Source organism: Mesorhizobium xinjiangense (assembly GCF_009749525.1).
Classification (GTDB): Bacteria; Pseudomonadota; Alphaproteobacteria; order Rhizobiales; family Rhizobiaceae; genus Mangrovimarina; species Mangrovimarina xinjiangensis.
The window spans coordinates 1-17,009 of record NZ_WOAC01000032.1; the positions used below are offsets into that span (position 1 = coordinate 1).

20 protein-coding genes are annotated in these 17,009 nt (G+C 62.6%); 14 read left to right on the plus strand and 6 right to left on the minus strand.

Features of this window, described 5'->3' with window-relative positions; genetic code table 11:
• The first annotated feature begins 97 nt into the window (after positions 1–97).
• From GM909_RS23490 to GM909_RS23500, 3 genes are read left to right on the plus strand one after another with little or no spacing between them, the layout of a single operon-like run.
• A complete protein-coding gene (locus GM909_RS23490) occupies positions 98–535 on the plus strand; it encodes a DUF1489 family protein (protein WP_157019736.1) in 438 nt (145 codons plus the stop codon).
• Between the two features lie 49 nt (positions 536–584).
• Positions 585–1,331 (plus strand): VWA domain-containing protein, encoded by a 747-nt coding sequence (locus GM909_RS23495; protein WP_157019738.1) that lies wholly within the window; start codon positions 585–587, stop codon positions 1,329–1,331.
• Entirely contained in the window at positions 1,328–2,023 is a 696-nt protein-coding gene (locus GM909_RS23500) for a DnaJ domain-containing protein (RefSeq protein WP_157019741.1), read from the plus strand. Before GM909_RS23495 ends, GM909_RS23500 begins: the two co-directional genes overlap by 4 nt.
• Positions 2,024–2,182: 159 nt before the next feature.
• Here the strand turns inward: GM909_RS23500 and GM909_RS23505 are convergent, their stop codons facing one another.
• Positions 2,183–3,502, minus strand: a complete 1,320-nt coding sequence (locus GM909_RS23505) for a D-alanyl-D-alanine carboxypeptidase (RefSeq protein WP_235912044.1) — start codon at positions 3,500–3,502, stop codon at positions 2,183–2,185.
• Positions 3,503–3,775: 273 nt separating this feature from the next.
• Between GM909_RS23505 and GM909_RS23510 the strand changes: the two genes are divergently transcribed.
• Entirely contained in the window at positions 3,776–4,105 is a 330-nt protein-coding gene (locus tag GM909_RS23510; protein ID WP_157019744.1) for a phasin family protein, read from the plus strand.
• A gap of 38 nt (positions 4,106–4,143) precedes the next feature.
• Here GM909_RS23510 and GM909_RS23515 read toward each other — a convergent pair whose 3' ends face one another.
• A complete protein-coding gene (locus tag GM909_RS23515) occupies positions 4,144–4,338 on the minus strand; it encodes a hypothetical protein (protein ID WP_157019747.1) in 195 nt (64 codons plus the stop codon).
• 124 nt (positions 4,339–4,462) lie between these two features.
• On the opposite strand from GM909_RS23515, the gene clpS reads away from it, so the two are divergent.
• The 5 genes from clpS to GM909_RS23540 all read left to right on the plus strand — a co-directional run bounded on the left by clpS (position 4,463) and on the right by GM909_RS23540 (position 9,495).
• Entirely contained in the window at positions 4,463–4,813 is a 351-nt protein-coding gene (gene clpS, locus GM909_RS23520) for an ATP-dependent Clp protease adapter ClpS (protein WP_198174381.1), read from the plus strand.
• Positions 4,814–4,821: 8 nt separating this feature from the next.
• Complete coding sequence (gene clpA / locus GM909_RS23525; protein ID WP_157019750.1) at positions 4,822–7,290, plus strand: ATP-dependent Clp protease ATP-binding subunit ClpA; 2,469 nt, start codon at positions 4,822–4,824, stop codon at positions 7,288–7,290.
• 123 nt (positions 7,291–7,413) lie between these two features.
• Entirely contained in the window at positions 7,414–8,163 is a 750-nt protein-coding gene (locus GM909_RS23530) for an AzlC family ABC transporter permease (protein WP_157019753.1), read from the plus strand.
• Entirely contained in the window at positions 8,160–8,510 is a 351-nt protein-coding gene (locus GM909_RS23535) for an AzlD domain-containing protein (RefSeq protein WP_157019756.1), read from the plus strand. The genes GM909_RS23530 and GM909_RS23535 overlap by 4 nt, the downstream gene beginning before the upstream one ends.
• A 52-nt stretch (positions 8,511–8,562) precedes the next feature.
• A complete protein-coding gene (locus tag GM909_RS23540) occupies positions 8,563–9,495 on the plus strand; it encodes a phosphatase PAP2 family protein (RefSeq protein WP_157019759.1) in 933 nt (310 codons plus the stop codon).
• A gap of 19 nt (positions 9,496–9,514) precedes the next feature.
• On the opposite strand, the gene GM909_RS23545 is transcribed toward GM909_RS23540, so the two are convergent.
• From GM909_RS23545 to GM909_RS23560, 4 genes are all read right to left on the minus strand, one after another.
• On the minus strand, positions 9,515–9,940 hold the full coding sequence (locus GM909_RS23545) for an HIT family protein (RefSeq protein ID WP_157019762.1): 426 nt from the start codon (positions 9,938–9,940) through the stop codon (positions 9,515–9,517).
• A 97-nt stretch (positions 9,941–10,037) separates the two neighbouring features.
• Complete coding sequence (locus GM909_RS23550; protein WP_157019765.1) at positions 10,038–11,291, minus strand: GNAT family N-acetyltransferase; 1,254 nt, start codon at positions 11,289–11,291, stop codon at positions 10,038–10,040.
• A gap of 57 nt (positions 11,292–11,348) precedes the next feature.
• Positions 11,349–12,074, minus strand: coding sequence for a glycerophosphodiester phosphodiesterase (locus GM909_RS23555; RefSeq protein ID WP_157019768.1), 726 nt, complete (start codon positions 12,072–12,074; stop codon positions 11,349–11,351).
• Positions 12,075–12,081: 7 nt separating this feature from the next.
• Positions 12,082–12,546, minus strand: coding sequence for a RidA family protein (locus tag GM909_RS23560; protein WP_157019771.1), 465 nt, complete (start codon positions 12,544–12,546; stop codon positions 12,082–12,084).
• A 132-nt stretch (positions 12,547–12,678) separates the two neighbouring features.
• Here GM909_RS23560 and GM909_RS23565 point away from each other — a divergent pair, with 132 nt between their 5' ends.
• The 5 genes from GM909_RS23565 to pyrH all read left to right on the plus strand — a co-directional run bounded on the left by GM909_RS23565 (position 12,679) and on the right by pyrH (position 17,001).
• The gene (locus tag GM909_RS23565) at positions 12,679–13,503 is read left to right on the plus strand and encodes a cell envelope integrity EipB family protein (protein WP_157019774.1); all 825 of its coding nucleotides are present in this window, start codon (positions 12,679–12,681) and stop codon (positions 13,501–13,503) included.
• 8 nt (positions 13,504–13,511) lie between these two features.
• Complete coding sequence (locus GM909_RS23570) at positions 13,512–13,844, plus strand: DUF4031 domain-containing protein (RefSeq protein WP_157019777.1); 333 nt, start codon at positions 13,512–13,514, stop codon at positions 13,842–13,844.
• 200 nt (positions 13,845–14,044) lie between these two features.
• Entirely contained in the window at positions 14,045–14,914 is an 870-nt protein-coding gene (gene rpsB / locus GM909_RS23575; RefSeq protein ID WP_157019858.1) for a 30S ribosomal protein S2, read from the plus strand.
• Between the two features lie 130 nt (positions 14,915–15,044).
• A complete protein-coding gene (gene tsf, locus GM909_RS23580; RefSeq protein WP_157019780.1) occupies positions 15,045–15,968 on the plus strand; it encodes a translation elongation factor Ts in 924 nt (307 codons plus the stop codon).
• Between the two features lie 310 nt (positions 15,969–16,278).
• Positions 16,279–17,001: a UMP kinase gene (pyrH, locus tag GM909_RS23585; RefSeq protein ID WP_157019783.1), complete on the plus strand. Its 723-nt coding sequence runs from the start codon at positions 16,279–16,281 to the stop codon at positions 16,999–17,001.
• Positions 17,002–17,009: the final 8 nt, after the last annotated feature.

Here is a 17,009-nt window from a genome sequence, read left to right on the forward strand (position 1 = left end):
CATCGCAAGGATCACGTAAAGACACGCCAGAAAACGCCCATCAAAGAAATGCCGGCAAAATTGGCGGCTTCTTCAGCAACCTGCTAAAGCAGGGAGTATGACGCTCAATCTGGTAAAGCTCTGTGTCGGCGCCGATAGCATCGAGGATCTCGAGGCCTGGATCGATTTCCGCCGCGCGGAGATGCGCCGCGCCGGCGTGACGCCGGAGCATTTCCACACGACGCGCATGATCCCCAAGCGGCGCGATGCACTGCTTGACGGCGGCTCGCTCTACTGGGTGATCAAAGGAAACGTCCAGTGCCGGCAGCGGCTCATCGACATTCGCCCGTTCACCGACGAGGAGGGGATTTCGCGCTGCCGCCTGGTCTTCGAGCCCGAAGTGGTTCCCACGCAATGGCAGCCGCGCCGCGCCTTCCAGGGCTGGCGCTATCTCAAGGCCAGCGAAGCGCCGGCCGATATTGCGTCCGCAGATGCCGGCCTGCAGGCCCTTCCGCCGGAGTTGCGTCAGGAACTGGCCGACCTGGGGCTTCTTTGAGCCCCGCCGGGACTTGCGCATCTGCGAATTGCGCCACATCTTTTCCAGGATGAAACAGAGCAAGACACCGGCCACACGGACCGACGCCAAGCCGGCCCAAAAACCGCGTTCGAGCACCGGCGACGTCGAGGCGTTTCTGGAGAAGGCCAGATCGATCGGAACCGTGGCCGGTGGCGGACACGGCCGTCTCGTGCTTGCCCTCGATGCCACGATGAGCCGCCAGCCGACCTGGGACCTTGCCTGCCGGCTGCAGTCGGAAATGTTCGATGCAGTCGGCCGGGCAGGGGGGCTGCAGGTGCAGCTCGTCTATTTTCGCGGCTTCGGTGAATGCAGGGCTTCGAAATTCGTCACCGATACCGGCGCGCTGACTCGGCTCATGACCGGCATCGAATGCCGTGGCGGACGCACGCAGATCGGCAAGGTTCTCTCCCATGCGATCAAGGAGAACGCGGGTGAGAAGATCAGCGCGCTGGTCTACATCGGCGATGCGATGGAGGAAGAGATCGACGATCTGGCCGACAAGGCCGGCACGCTCGGCCTGCATGGCGTTCCGGTGTTCCTCTTCCAGGAAGGCCATGACGGTGTTGCCGAGCAGGCCTATCGCGAGATCGCGCGGCTTTCGCGCGGAGCCTGGTTCCGCTTCGACCGGCAATCCGCTGCCACGCTGGCACGGCTCCTGTCTTCCATCGCGGTCTATGCGACCGGCGGCTTCAAGGCGCTGGAAACACGCAACCGGCCCGAGGACCGGCTGATGCTGGAGCACATGCGCGGCGGAAAGCAGGATCGCGGTAGATGACATTCGCCTTTTATGCCGTCGCGGTCCTGCTCATTCTGTTCTTTGCCACACTGGCATTCGTGCGCAGCAGTCCCGCCCGGATCGTCGACGTCGTGCAGACCGCCGGGCCGATCGCCCTCATTGTGGTTGCGGCCGTCATGCTTCTCATTGGTCGGGTCGGGCTGGCCGGCGTTGCGTTTTCGGCCGGCCTGGGCTGGTGGATGTCGACACGGGCGCGCCGTGCCGCCCGCCCGACGCCCGGCAAGGTCTCAACGGTGCGTACCGCGGCCCTGGAAATGGAACTCGACCACGAGAGTGGGCGGTTGGAGGGCATCGTCCTGGCCGGCCGCTTCGAGGGGCGCACGCTCGACGATCTCAGTGTCGCGGAGCTGAGTGAACTGCGCGAGGCGCTCGAAGGCGACCTGGAGAGCCTGCAGCTATTGGAGACTTATCTTGACGGCCGCGCGCCCGGTTGGCGAGACGACGCGAAGGCTGACACGGGCGAGCGGCATAGAAGCGCGCCAAGCTCGGGCGCCATGACCGAGCAGGAGGCCTACCAGATCCTTGGTCTTGAAGCGGGAGCCAGCCCGGCCGAAATCCGCAATGCGCATCGCCGCCTGATGCAGCGACTGCACCCCGACCTCGGGGGAACCTCCTTTTTGGCTGCCCGCATCAACGAGGCCAAGGACGTCCTGCTGTCTGGTCATGGTTGAGGTCTCCGTCGACACGATACTGATCCCGGGAGGCTAGAACATGTCCCGCTCAAACGGAATCGTTTGAGCGAAAGGTACATGTTCCAACATATTGATCTGGCGCGCATATCTTTGCTTCAAATGTTTCCGTTTGAAGCGAACGCGCGCTAGCCTTCGCCGCTATTGCTCGACCGCGTAGCATGCGATCTTCTTCTTCTTCAGGGCCGAACAGGCATCCCATGCCGCCGTCTTCGTTTCGAAGCCACTGTAGCGGGCGCGATGAAAGGTCGTTCCGTCCTTTTCGAACACCACCGTAAAAGGCGAAGCGTTGGCCAGAATGGGCCCGGCGGTCTCGCTGGTCCGCTCAAGCACGGACAGCGCATCCTGCTTTGTGGGTGTCGAGGCGACCTGCACGACCCAGCCCTTCATGTCGGTCGATGCCGTTTGAACCGGGTCGACGGAGCCTTGCGCGTCCTCGGTCCCCGCGGCGATGGCCTGGAGCGCCGGCCGGGCATCGGGCTGCGGGGCGTAGGCGGTCTGTATGCTCGCTGCCGCGTCGTCCGCGATCTGTGGCCGCGTGGCCGGTGTCGGGATGTCGCGGCGCGGCAGATTGGCCGCGGCAACAGCAACCGCATTGCTCGGCGAGATGACGCGTTTGGCCACCAGCGGACCGCTGTCACGTCTCGACGCCTTGGGCAGGGTGCGCTGAATGAGGTCGGCCATGTGCGCGTCTCGGCTGCGGCCGGTCTTGCCGCCCATGACCACAGCCACGATGCTGCGCCCGTCGCGCTTGACGGAGGCGACGAGATTGAAGCCGGCGGCACGGATATAACCTGTCTTGATGCCGTCGACGCCCTTTACGCGCCCCAGCAGCTTGTTGTGGTTGCCCATGCGTCGCTTGCCGAAGGTGTAGGAGCGGGTGGAGAAATAGGAGTAATACTGCGGAAAGTGCTCACGCAGCGCCAGGCCGAGCGTCGCCATGTCGCGCGCGGTGGTCTTCTGCGCGGAGTTGGGAAGGCCCGAGGCGTTGCGGAAGGTCGTGTGCTTCATGCCGAGGCTGTGGGCCTTGCGCGTCATCATGCGGGCAAAGCCGCTTTCGGTCCCACCCAGATGCTCGGCCACGGCGGCCGCGGCGTCGTTGGCCGATTTGGTCACCAGCGAATAGATCGCCGTTTCGACCGTGATCGATCCGCCGGCGCGCACGCCCAGCTTCGTCGGCGGCTGCGCTGCGGCATGAGGCGAAAAGGTGATGCGCGTATCTTTCTTGATGCGGCCGGCCTGCAGCGCCTCGAAGATCATGTAGAGCGTCATCATCTTGGTCAGCGAGGCCGGATAGCGGTACTCGTCGGCCTGATCGGAGTAGAGCGTCTCGCCGGTATTGGCATCGATCACGAAGCCTGCATATTTCGCGGCCTGGGCGGGTACGGCGGCCAGCATCGCGACCGCGCATAGGAAAGCGATGAAAGACCTGGCGACCGCCTGCCGAACCTTGAAGCTCAAAATGTTCGCCTTACGCACTGTCACACCTGCTCAAAATTGGATCCGCTGCGGACCGGCTCTCTCATTCCAGCCCATACAAGGCCGGAACGTTAGATGCAGCAGCGTTACCAATCCGTTTATGGTTGTCGGTCTGTTCAGCATTTCTGCCGGGTTTGATGCAAGTTTTATCCGACCGGCCGATTCGACGCTGTTGCAATTTTGTGCACTGCACACTAGTGTTATGCATCGCACAACGCGTTGCTTTCCCCTCAACCAGATGCAAGGTCGCACATCATGATGCAGTCATTCGAAGAAGCCTCGAAAGCCGGCAAGGAATTCGTCGACACGAGCCTCAAGAGCGCCGCCGCCCTGTCCAAGGGTGCGCAGGCCATCGCCGTCGAGACGACGGAGTATACCAAGAACAGCTTCGAGGCCGGAACCAGCGCGCTTGAGAAGATGTTCGCCTCCAAGTCGCTCGAGAAAGCCCTTGAGGTTCAGACCGATTACGCCAAGCAATCCTACGAAGGCTTTGTCGCGGAGGCCACCAAGATAGGTGAACTCTACGCGGACATGGCGAAGGACGCTTGCAAGCCGTTTGAATCGGTGATGGCAAAGTCCGAATAGACGACCATATAAACGAAATGTGACCGGGCGGGGACCGGTTACAGCGTTTCGTTAGCGGGCAGGCGCCTGCGCACGAACCCGGCTGCGCCCTTTGCATGGCCGGGTTTTTGTTTGCCTGCGTCGAAGTGATGAAATTTGACGCGGATGTCGTCCAACGGAACGACGTGCAAGTGGAGCTTTGGAATTTGACATTCGATCGCGGAGACGACATCGGGTGAGGTGTCGAATGTCAAATTCGTTCCACTAGCCATATTGTCAGGAAGCCAGAAGGCCTTAAAATCTCCATGTAAGTGCCTACATTCGGCACTCTGGTTTCGGGAAGCAAGGACGGTGGATTTGTACACGGGTGGGGTTGCCATGCAGGACTACGCAAGGCGCATGCAGGGCGATTTCGAAGGCGGCAAGGAGAACGGTCGCGGTACGGCCGTCATCACGCGCACCAAGCCCAAGACGAAGAAACCGAGCTTGTATCGTGTCCTGATCCTCAATGACGACTACACGCCGATGGAATTCGTGGTGCATGTTCTGGAGCGCTTTTTCCAGAAGGACCACGAGGCGGCGACCCGCATCATGCTGCATGTTCACAATCACGGCGTCGGCGAATGCGGGGTCTATACATTCGAGGTGGCCGAGACCAAAGTGTCGCAAGTGATGGACTTTGCCCGTCAGCATCAGCACCCCTTGCAGTGCGTGATGGAAAAGAAGTGAGGTACTGAATGCCGGCTTTCTCCCAAGGCCTAGAGCGGGCGCTGCACCAGGCGCTGACATTTGCCAATGAGCGTCACCATGAATATGCGACGCTCGAGCATCTCTTGCTCGCCCTGATCGAGGATCAGGATGCGGCCGCGGTCATGCGCGCCTGCAATGTCGACCTCGATGAGTTGAAGCAGACGGTGCTGACCTATATCGACACCGAGCTCGACAATCTGGTCACCGGATACGACGAGGACTCCAAGCCGACGGCCGGCTTCCAAAGGGTTATCCAGCGCGCCGTGATTCATGTTCAATCCTCGGGTCGCGAGGAGGTCTCGGGGGCCAACGTGCTTGTCGCGATCTTCGCCGAGCGCGAGAGCCATGCCGCCTATTTCCTGCAGGAACAGCAGATGACGCGCTACGACGCGGTCAACTACATCAGCCACGGCATTGCCAAGCGTCCCGGCGCGACGGAAGCGCGGCAGCCGCGCGGTGCCGAAGAGGAACCCGGCCAGGCGGGCGGCGGCGATGCCGAGGAGAGCGGCAAGCGCAAGCAGCAGCAGGATGCCCTGACGGCCTATTGCATCAATCTCAACACCAAGGCCAAGGCCGGCAAGATCGATCCGTTGATCGGCCGCGAGAGCGAGATCAGCCGCACCATCCAGGTGCTGTGCCGGCGCTCCAAGAACAATCCGCTTTATGTCGGCGACCCCGGCGTCGGCAAGACGGCGATCGCCGAGGGGCTGGCCAAGCGCATCGTGGAAGGCGAAGTGCCGGAGGTCCTGGCCGAATCGACCATTTTCGCGCTCGACATGGGCACGCTTCTCGCGGGCACGCGCTATCGCGGCGATTTCGAGGAACGGTTGAAGCAGGTGGTCAAGGAACTCGAAGACTATCCGGGCGCCATTCTGTTCATCGACGAGATCCACACCGTCATCGGCGCAGGGGCCACCTCAGGCGGTGCGATGGATGCCTCGAACCTGTTGAAGCCGGCGCTTTCGTCGGGGGCCATCCGCTGCATCGGGTCGACGACCTACAAGGAGTTCCGCCAGTTCTTCGAGAAGGACAGGGCGCTTGTCCGCCGCTTCCAGAAGATCGACGTCAACGAGCCTTCGGTCGACGACGCGATCGATATCATGCGCGGCCTGAAGCCCTATTACGAAAAGTTCCACAAGGTGAAATACACCAACGACGCCATCAAGGCGGCGGTGGAACTGTCGGCGCGCTACATCAACGACCGCAAGCTGCCCGACAAGGCGATCGACGTGATCGACGAGACGGGCGCCTCGCAGCTTCTCCTGCCGCAGGCGCGGCGCAAGAAGACGATCAGCGTCAAGGAGATCGAAGCGACGATCGCCACCATGGCGCGCATCCCGCCGAAGACGGTATCGGCCGACGACGAGAAGGTGCTGGCCAATCTGGAGGCCGAACTGAAGAGCGTCGTCTACGGCCAGGACAAGGCGATCGAGGCGCTGGCCTCTTCGATCAAGCTGGCGCGTGCCGGCTTGCGCGAGCCCGAAAAGCCGATCGGCTGCTACCTCTTCTCCGGCCCGACCGGCGTCGGCAAGACGGAAGTGGCGCGCCAGCTTGCCTCTTCGCTCGGCGTGGAACTCCTGCGCTTCGACATGTCGGAATATATGGAGCGCCACACGGTGAGCCGCCTGATCGGCGCGCCGCCCGGTTATGTCGGATTTGACCAGGGCGGTCTTCTGACCGACGGCGTCGATCAGCATCCGCATTGCGTGCTCCTGCTCGATGAGGTCGAGAAGGCGCATCCGGACCTGTTCAACATCCTGTTGCAGGTGATGGACCACGGCAAGCTCACGGACCACAACGGCAAGCAGATCGATTTCCGCAACGTCGTTCTCATCATGACGACCAATGCGGGTGCGTCCGACATGCAGAAGGCCGCCATCGGCTTCGGCTCGTCGAAACGCGAGGGCGACGACGTGGAGGCGATCAACCGCATATTCACGCCCGAGTTCCGCAACCGTCTCGATTCGGTCATCCCGTTCGGTTCGCTGCCGGTGCCGGTGATCCACAAGGTGGTCCACAAGTTCGTCATGCAGCTCGAGGCCCAGCTTTCCGAGCGCGGCGTTACCTTCGACCTGTCGGAGGAGGCCGTCGCCTGGCTGGCCGACAGGGGCTATGACGAGCGCATGGGCGCCCGTCCGCTCGGCCGAGTCATTCAGGAGCACATCAAGAAGCCGCTGGCCGAAGAGGTGCTGTTCGGCAAGCTGAAGAAGGGCGGCACCGTCAAGGTTACCGTCGAGACGAAGGACGACGGCACGACCGGCCTGAAGCTTGAGGTCCTGGCCGACGAAGTTCCGGTGAAGCCGAAGAAGGAAACGCCGGCCCGCAAGGCCGCCAGGAAACCCGCTGCCGGAAAGTCCAAGGCGACGAAGACCGGCGCGGCCAAGGCGAAACCGGCACCGAAGGGCACGAGCGGACCCAAGCGCAGCCTTGTTCCGCAATTGCCACGCAAGGGCTGATGGGCCGCGCCTTGCCGTCCCTGATCCGGGAGGGCAAGGCGCCCCCTCATTTCATTCCTTGGTGCAACGATTGGTCGAACAATGGCCGTCGCCAAGCGGCGTCCGGCATGTTACGGCCAACGCATGTCTGACCCGCTGAGTCCAAAGGCGTCCGGCACGCGCTCAGGCGCCTGGCGTTGGTTCGGGCGCGGCGCCGGTGCGGCGTTCTCCATTCCCGGTTTGATCCTTGCCAGTGCTTTTGTCGGCTTTGCCGGCCTGGCCAAGGAGGCCGGTCTGACCGTCGTGCAGACCGTCTTTATGGTCGGCGTGGTGTGGGCGCTGCCGGCAAAGGTCGTTCTGGTCGGCGCGATCCTGTCGCACGCCTCGCTGCCCGCCGCCGCCTTCGCGGTATCGCTTTCTTCCGTCCGCCTGATGCCGATGGTCGTCGCGATCGTGCCCGAGATGCGGACGCCGAAGACCCGCAAATGGGTGCTTTACGCGCTCTCCCATTTCGTGGCGGTGACATCATGGGTGCTTGCGCTCGACCGCTTCAGGCATGTGCCGCGCGACATGCGCACCGCATTCTATGCCGGACTGGGCGGCACGCTGGTGCTGGCCAACATGGCGGTGGTGACGATCGTCTACATCGCTGCCGGGCGACTGCCGCCGGCGGCTTCGGCCGCGTTGTTGCTTCTCACGCCGATGTATTTCCTGACCTCGCTGTGGGGCTCGGCGCGCGAGCGCGCGTCTCATGTCGCGATGGTCCTCGGATTGGCCCTCGGCCCCGTGTTTCATCTTCTCGTGCCGGAAATCGACCTGCTGGCTGCCGGGGTGGTCGGAGGCGTCGCCGCCTATGCGTGGCACGTCATCGCCGCGCGGAGGCGGCGGACATGAGCTTCGATGCATTCGACGCCTGGTGGTGGCCCTATCTGTTCATTCTCGCCGCAGGATGGCTGGCGACCGATCTGTGGCGCTTTCTCGGCGTCATGCTGGGCGGACGCATTTCGGAAGAATCCGACGCCCTGGTGCTGATCCGCTCGATCGCCACCGCACTTGTCGCGGCGGTCATCGCCAAACTGATCGTCTTTCCGGGCGGAGCGCTGGCCGCCACGCCGCTGGCCCTGCGCCTTGCCGCGGCCGGGATCGGATTCGTCGCCTATCTCCTGGCCAGAAAGCGCGTCATCGTCGGTATCCTGGTGGCTGAAGCCGTGTTGCTTGTCGGAATGCTGCAGTTCTATTAGCACTATCTTAGAAATATGGCTGTTAAACCTTTACCGGGGTGGGAGGTCAGCCATGCAACTTCATCCGGGCGAGCGTATTGCCGCGATCATCATCGTACTGCTGCTGGTTCTTGATCTGACCATGATCCTGCATGCCGGTCAGGCGGTCGACTGGATCGGATATGCCAGCGCAGGCGCAATGGGACTCGCAGTCTTCGGCATTGGCCAGGTCTATCGCTTCGTTGGGCGTGACGAACGCATCGCCATGACCGCGACGGCGGCGGGGCTGTTCATCCTCTTCACTCTCGTTGCTTCGTTGTTCAACTACCTGCTTCTGCCCGTCGGCGGAGAGCGCATTGATACGCTACTCATCGCAATCGACACCCGTCTCGGCTATTCGTGGCCGGATCTCGTCGCCGCGGTAACGCAGGTCCCGCCTCTGGGATCCGTTCTGCGGTTCGTCTATCTGAGTTCGCTGCCGCAACTCGTCGTCGTCATCCTGGTACTCGGCTTTGCCGGCAGACGAGACCAACTGCACCGATTCTTGCTGACAGGACTCCTTGGGGCGATCCTGACGATCGGCATCTGGACGATCGCTCCGAGTTCAGGACCGTCGGCCTATTACGACCTGCCGGAACACGTCGAAAGCGCACTTGGTATCGTGGTTGGCTCGGACTACGGCGCGGAGCTAAACAGGTTGATGGCAAACGGCTCGAGCCGAATCTCACCGAAAGACGCACTTGGTCTCATTGCCTTTCCATCCTTCCATACGGTGATGGCGCTGATGTCAGTTTGGTTCATGGCGTCCGTAAGACCGCTGTTCCCCTTGTTCCTGTCGGTGAACCTCTTGATGGTTCCGGCGATACTCGTCCATGGCGGGCATCACCTCGTCGATCTTGCCGGTGGCGCCGTGGTCTTCGTGCTCGGCCTCTACGCATCGCGCAAGATTCTGGCGGTGCCGTATTTCGCTACGGGCTCGCGCGCCATGGGAATTCAGGACGCCTGAACCAGACCGCGACGGCGGTCTAATCCAGCGCCGCCCGGATCGCCTCGGCATTGGCGGCGAGCACTTCCGGCTTTTCCATCGGACCGCCCGGCGGATCGAGCTTTACGCCCTCGAAGCGCGGCAGGACGTGGACATGCAGGTGGAAGACGATCTGCCCGCCGGCCGGCTCGTTGAATTGCTGGATCGTCACGCCGTCGGCATCGAATGCTTTCATCACTGCCCGGGCCAGCTTCTGCGTCGTGCGCATGACTGCGGCAAGGCTGTTGTCCTCGACGTCGAGCAAATTGCGGGCAGGGCGCTTCGGGACGACCAGGCAATGGCCCTTGCCGCGCGGCATGATGTCCATGAAGACGAAGGTATCGTCATCCTCATAGACCTTGTGCGCCGGCATCTCGCCGCGCAGGATCTTGGCAAAGACGTTTTCGGGATCGTAGGCCGTGGTCATGGCATCCTCTCTGTCGAGCAAATAGCGAGTAGTGAACAGCGGGCAGGGTCGTCAAGACTGCATCGCTGCAGTCTTCATTTCATACCCTACTCGCTACTTACTCGCCTTTCCTGAACGGTCCGCGCTCCTGCAGGATTTCCGAAACCTGCTCCACCTCGTCGCGCTCGTGCTCGAGATAATCGGCGATGGCGTGGCGCAGGCCGGGATGGGCGACATAGTGGGCCGAGTGGGTCGTCACCGGCATGTAGCCGCGCGCCAGCTTGTGCTGGCCCTGTGCTCCCGCCTCGACCGTCTTCAGTCGGCGTTCGATCGCGAAGTCGATCGCCTGATGATAGCAGATCTCGAAGTGCAGGTAGGGATGGTCTTCGATGCAGCCCCAGTGCCGCCCGTAGAGGGTCTCGGAACCGATGAAGTTGATGGCGCCGGCGATGTAGCGACCATTGTGCCGCGCCATGACCAGCAGGATGTCGTCGGCCATGCGCTCCCCGATCAGCGAATAAAAGCGCCGGTTGAGATAGGGCCGGCCCCATTTGCGGCTGCCCGTGTCCATGTAGAAACGGTAGAAATCGTCCCAGACGGCCTCGGTGAGGTCGCTGCCCGTCAGCCACTCGATCGTCACACCTGAGGCCATGGCCTCGCGGCGCTCCTTCTTCAGCGCCTTGCGCTTGCGCGATGCGAGAGTGGTGAGAAAATCATCATACGAGCGGTAGCCCTCGTTGAAGAAATGGAACTGCTGGTCGGTACGGCGCAGAAAGCCTGCTTCCTGCAGGCTTTCTGCCTCGGCCTGCGGCGCAAAGGTGACATGCGCGGAGGAAACGCCGAGCCGTTCGGTGAGCGTTTTGAGCCCGCCGGCGAGCGCCGCGCGGACGGTTGCGGCATCTGCGCCGCGCGCGACGAGCATCCGCGGTCCCGTCGCCGGGGTGAAGGGAACCGAGGCCTGCAGCTTCGGATAATAGCGCCCGCCGGCGCGCTCGAAGGCGTCGGCCCAGCCATGGTCGAAGACATATTCGCCCTGGCTGTGCGACTTCACATAGCAGGGAACGGCGCCCAGGAGCGACCCGTCAGGGGCTTCCAGACGCAGATGCTGTCCCAGCCAGCCGGTCTGGCGCACGGCGCAGCCCGACTCTTCGAGAGATTTCAGGAAATCGTATGAAATGAATGGGTTGTATGGAGAATCGGATTCAGCAAGCGAAGTCCCTGAATCAAATTCTGAGCGCGTTGCACAGTGGCGCGAGGCACCCGACAGGCCGGCCCATTCCCTGGCCGTAAACGCCTCCAGTGAAGGCGCGACCCGCATCAGGAACCCGTCGCCTTCGCTTTGTCCGCGGCCGCCGCCTTCACTCACATTCATGCCCCGAAAGATAAGCCATGCTGCAATGCAAACAAGTCTTCTTCTGACATCACCTTGTCAGGCCGTGGCAGGCGCCGGCTCGAAGCCTTCAAATGTCATCTGATCAACATGGGCGAATGTCCGCTCCACGTCGCCCTGTTCGCGGACGGTCCACGAGATCACGGGCATGGAGAGTTTTTCGCGCACGAACCGGACGAAGGGATTGGGGAGATCGAAGACGCCATAGGAAACGAAGTCGATGTCGTGGGCGAGCATCGAGAAATGGGCCTCGATCTCCTCGGTATTGCTGCCGCAGGCGGTCAGACCCGCCGGAATGCCGGGCGCCTGTGCGGCAAACTGCCGGATCAGCCAGTGATCGAACGACATGATTGCGGCCTTGCCGTCATAGTCAGACAGGTGGCGGGCCACGATCGCGACCAGTCCCTCGTCGAAGCCCCGGCACCCCTTCAGTTCGACGACCAGCGGAACGCGGCCGGCCACGAGGTCCAGCATTTGCTGCAGGGTGGGCACGTGGTCGACCGTGCTGCCGATGGTCAGCGCACAAAGGTCCTCGCACGCCATGTCGCGGACAAGCCCGTCGCGTCCAGTCAGGCGCTTGAGATCGGGATCGTGGAAGACGACCGGGACGCCGTCCTTCGTCAGCCGCACGTCGCATTCGATCGCATAGCCGCGCTGCGCCGCCGCCTCGAATGCCGGCAACGTGTTCTCCCATCGTGCCTTGTTCATGTCGTGAAGGCCGCGATGGGCGATCGGGCGGGCGGTCAGCCAGGAAAGATCGCTCACCATGGCCTCACGCGATCTCGAAAACGGCTTCGATCTCGACCGGCGCATTGAGCGGCAACGACGCCGTCCCGACGGCCGAGCGGGCGTGCTTGCCGGCTTCGCCGAGCGCCGCCGCAAACAGGTCCGATGCGCCATTGGCGACGAGATGCTGCTCGGTGAATTCGGGCACGGAGGCGACGAAGACGCTGATCTTGACCAGTTTCCCGATCCGCTCGAGATCGCCCAGCGCCGCCTTTGCCTGGGCCAGCACGTTGATGGCGCAACGGCGCGCCGCCTTCTGCGCCGTCTGGGTGTCGAGATCCCGCCCGACAAGGCCCGTGGCGACAAGCTTTCCGCTCTCCAGCGGCAACTGGCCGGCGGTGAACAGCAGCTTGCCCGATACCTGGTAGGGAAGATAGTTGGCGGCGGGTGCGGCCGCGGCGGGCAGGGTGATGTCCATGGCGCTCAAACGCGCCTCGACTGTGTCGCTCATGACGGCTCCTTTCTGCTTCGCGCGGCAATCTGCTATTTTCGCCTCGCTTCCGCCACGACTTTTTTAATAGTGTGGCGCAGAATCGAAGCCGGCGCACGGACGTCCGCCAGAGTGAACGAATGGGAGAACTATATGCGCGCTGCGCGCCTATTTTGCATCGCCTCCGCGGCAACCCCGCTGCTCGCCGCCATTCCCGCCTTGGCCCAGCCGCTGCTCGTGCCGCACAGGGCGGTCTACGACATCGTGCTCGCCGACGCGACGGAGCGCTCCGGCATTACGGGCATCAACGGCCGCATGGTCTATGAGTTCAATGGTTCGCCCTGCGAAGGCTACACCGTGAGCTTCCGCTTCGTCACCCGGATCGAGACCGCCGAGGTCTCGCGCGTCACCGACCAGCAGACCACGACATATGAGGACGCCGAGGGCAAGACGTTCAATTTCGTCACAAAATCCTATGTCGACCAGACGCTCGACCGCGAAATACGGGGCAAGGCGACGCGTCAGAAGAACAAGACGATGGTGGAACTCGACGAACCCGAGGAAACCGATGTCCAGCTTGCTGCGACACAGTTTCCCACGCAGCACCTGTACGAGCTCATTTCCAAGGCCGAGGCCGGCGAGACATTCTATGAGACGACGCTGTATGACGGGTCCGACGAGGCCGATGAGGTGATGACGACGAGCGTGGTCATCGGCAAGGAACGTGAACCCATGCCCGGGGACGCGGAATTTCCCACTGCAAGAACGATCAAGCCGGAAACCTTCTGGCCCGTTTCCATCGCCTATTTCGATCAGGTTGAAGAATCAGGCGAGGTTGTTCCCGACTACCGGATCAATTTCAAGCTGCACGAGAACGGCATCACGCGCGATCTCACCATGGATTACGGCGACTTTTCGATGAAGGGAAAGCTGGTTGACCTTGCGATCTTCCAGGATGCCGAAGCCTGCAAGAAGTAGGCCGCGCATTGGCGGTCTATGTCGATAATGCGATCTGGCGCTTCGCCGGCCGGCGCTGGTGCCACCTGATGGCCGATGATACCGCCGAGTTGCACCGCTTTGCCGCCAAGCTCGGCATCACGCGGCTGTCCTATCAGGGGCCGCCAAAGACATCGGCGCCGCATTACGATCTCACCGGTTTCGAGCGCAGCCGCGCCATCGCGCGCGGCGCGATACCCTGCGGGCGCGAGGAGATCGTGGCCATCTTCCGCCGCGTCAAGGTGCCCAACGGCAAACGTGTTGCCGGTGAGCGCAAGGGCCAGCAGGCCGGGAAGGGAAGGGACCTCGGCGCAGCCGGCTGAAGCCGCGAGATGCCGACGATGCGGGCGCGCTGCCGACCTTGCGCTTGCATTGCCGTGCGAAATCCACTATGTGCGCGCTCATTCCACACACGGGCTTTGGTGGCCGACCGGGAGAAATCCGGCGGAAACCTCCGGTGGCGGGATCGGATGGTCCGATTGCGCCGTGGCCCGTGGAGGCTTGAACCGGAAAGGAAATGACGATGGCTCTGCCCGATTTCAGCATGCGCCAGCTTCTCGAGGCTGGTGTTCACTTCGGCCACCAGACGCACCGCTGGAACCCGAAGATGGCGCCCTATATCTTCGGCGTCCGCAATCACGTTCACATCATTGATCTGTCGCAGACCGTGCCGCTGCTGCACCAGGCGCTGAAGGTCGTGTCCGACACCGTGGCTGGCGGCGGCCGTGTGCTGTTTGTCGGCACCAAGCGCCAGGCGTCCGATCTCATTGCAGATTCGGCGCAGCGCAGCGCGCAGTACTACGTCAATTCGCGTTGGCTGGGCGGAATGCTCACCAACTGGAAGACGATCTCGCACTCGATCCAGCGCCTGCGCAAACTCGACGAGCTTCTCGCCGCCGATGCTCAGGGCTTCACGAAGAAGGAGGGTCTCAATCTCGAGCGCGAGCGCGACAAGCTCGAAAAGGCGCTTGGCGGTATCCGGGACATGGGCTCCACGCCCGACCTGATGTTCGTCATCGACACCAACAAGGAAGCGATCGCCATCCAGGAGGCCAAGCGTCTCGGCATTCCGGTCGTTGCGATCGTCGATTCCAATTGCGATCCCGACAAGGTCGACTATCCGATCCCCGGCAATGACGACGCGGCGCGGGCCATTTCGTTCTACTGCGACCTGATCGCCAAGGCGGCGATCGACGGCATCGCCCGTCAGCAGGGCGCCCTCGGCGTCGACGTCGGAGCTTCCGAGCAGGCTCCGGTCGAGGCGGCCATCGAGGAGCCGGCGGTCGCCGAAGCGCCCGCACCTGAGGCGCCCGCACCTGAAGCGCCCGCACCTGAGGCGCCTGCATCTGAGACGCCTGCATCAGAGGCGCCTGCGTCCGATACGCAGGCCTGAAACGCGTCTTAATATCGGCGTCGCACGAATCTGCGACGCCCGCGACGTGTAGGAAAGACAACGGAATCGGACGGCCGGCGGCGCTCGGGGCGCAAGGTCCGGCCGCTTCCGCAAGAAAGATGAGGCAAGCATGAGCATATCTGCAGCACAGGTCAAAGAACTCCGCGACATGACCGGCGCGGGCATGATGGACTGCAAGGCGGCGCTCAAGGAGACCGATGGCGATCTCGAGGCGGCGGTCGACTGGCTGCGCAAGAAGGGCATCGCCAAGGCCGACAAGAAGGCGGGTCGCACGGCGGCCGAGGGCCTGATCGGCACGGCGTCGCAGGGCGCAAGCGCAGTCGTGGTCGAGGTCAATTCCGAGACCGACTTCGTCGCCCGCAACGAGGCCTTCCAGGAGATCGTGCGCAACATTGCGGCCGTGGCACTGACGACGGACGGCTCAACCGAGGCCGTGGCAGCCGCCACCTATCCGGGCTCCGAAAAGAACGTCGCCGACACCATCAAGGACGCCATCGGCACCATCGGCGAGAACATGAGCTTTCGCCGCTCGGCCAAGCTGACTGTCGCCTCCGGAGCGGTCGCAACCTATGTGCACAACGCGGTTTCCGACAATCTCGGCAAGCTCGGGGTGCTGGTCGGCATCGAGACCACCGGCGACGCCGAGGCCGCGCGCGCCTTTGCCCGCCAGGTCGCCATGCATGTCGCCGCGACCAATCCGCTGGCGTTGACGCCGGAAGAGGTCGATCCGGTCGCCGTCGAGCGCGAGAAGGCGATCTTCTCCGATCAGGCGCGCGCCTCGGGCAAGCCCGAAAACATCATCGAGAAGATGGTCGAGGGACGCCTGCGCAAGTTTTATGAGGAAGTGGTGCTGCTCAAGCAGTCCTTCGTCATCAATCCCGACCTGACGGTCGAGCAGGCGCTCAAGGAGGCCGAGAAGGAGATCGGCGCCCCGGCCAAGCTGACCGGTTTCGTGCGCATGGCACTCGGCGAGGGCATCGAGAAGGAAGATACCGATTTCGCTGCCGAAGTCGCTGCAGCAGTCAAGTCCTGATTGTGTCGGGCGCGCATATCTTTGCTTCAAACGGTTCCGCTTGAAGCGAATGCGCGCTAGTGGAACGAATTTGACATTCGATACCCACTCGACGTCGACCCCGAGATCGAATGTCAAATTCAAAAGTTCCACTAGAATCATAAAGTTGCTAGTGGTTCTTTTGTTTCCAACATTTGCCCTCGGGGCCGATACAAAAGGGATGCAAATGTTGGAAACGAACCACTAGCCTGAACGGGGCGCCGCGTGACATCGCGGTGCCCTTCGTGTATCGCAAATCTGCTTTCATTTCTCAGACCCTGTGAGGTTCACCATGTGCGCCAAGCCGCTCTTTCGCCGTGTCGTGCTGAAGGCCTCCGGCGAGGCGTTGATGGGCGAGCAGGGGTTTGGAATCGACGTTTCTGTGGCCGACCGCATCGCTTCCGACATTGCCGAAGCCCGCGAAATGGGGGTCGAGGTCGGTGTCGTGATCGGCGGCGGTAACATCTTTCGCGGTGTCGCCGTCGCCTCGAAGGGCGGCGATCGTGTCACAGGCGACCACATGGGCATGCTCGCCACCGTCATCAATTCGCTCGCGCTCAGGACCTCGCTCGTCAAGATCGGCGTCGATGCCGTGGTGCTGTCGGCGATTGCCATGCCCGAGCTGTGCGAAAGCTTCTCCCAGCGCCAGGCCATGGCCTACATGAATGCCGGCAAGGTCGTCATATTCGCCGGCGGTACCGGAAATCCCTTCTTCACCACGGATTCGGCGGCAGCGCTGCGGGCGGCCGAAATCGGCGCCGATGCACTTTTCAAGGGCACCCAGGTCGATGGCGTCTATTCCGCCGATCCCAAGAAGGATCCCGATGCCCGCCGCTACGACCGCATCAGCCACAATGACGTGCTGCAAGACGGGCTGGCGATCATGGACGCCGCCGCAATTGCCCTTGCGCGGGAAAACAACATACCGATAATCGTCTATTCCATTCACGAGAAGGGCGGTTTCGGAGCAATTCTCAAGGGAGAAGGCCACTGCACGATTGTCGCCGACGGTTAGGCGCTGTT